The sequence below is a fragment of the Actinospica acidithermotolerans genome, from assembly GCF_018139625.1.
GTDB classification, from domain to species: domain Bacteria; phylum Actinomycetota; class Actinomycetes; order Streptomycetales; family Catenulisporaceae; genus Actinospica; species Actinospica acidithermotolerans.
This window is the reverse complement of the sequence record NZ_JAGSOH010000374.1, coordinates 1-418: the sequence shown is the minus strand read 5'-3', so window position 1 is coordinate 418 and position 418 is coordinate 1. Positions and strand designations below refer to the sequence as shown.

1 pseudogene is annotated in these 418 nt (G+C 29.2%); it reads right to left on the bottom strand.

What is annotated here, in order from left to right:
* Nucleotides 1-208, bottom strand: a pseudogene (locus tag KDK95_RS39020) (hexose-6-phosphate:phosphate antiporter); the annotation flags it as partial.
* Nucleotides 209-418: the final 210 nt, after the last annotated feature.

Here is a 418-nt window from a genome sequence, read left to right as displayed (position 1 = left end):
CGATATAACCAAGTTCTAATGTAGATAATCCAATTTCCTCTTTTAAAAACGGTTGTGCCGCCTTAAAGTTGTTTCGAATTAAATACATAGCCATATAAACAAAGAACACTACGAAGAAAGCTTGCATGAAGTTTCTAAGCCATAATTTACGTTGTACCGATAATGGAATGCCTTTGTTCGGAATCTTATGGATATCAAAAAAGTTCATCTCTGTCACCTCAATCATTTTCGTTAAGCCAAATATATCACGTCGGTGTAAGCGCTTAATATCCTTAAAATTATTAAATTATCCAAAATACTGAACATAAACACATACTTAGAAACATATTTATGTACTAAAATTAATAAATAGTTAATAGTATTTGACAAGTTTTATCTATAAAATACTTTATGTTGTCAAAATCAACGCTTATACATA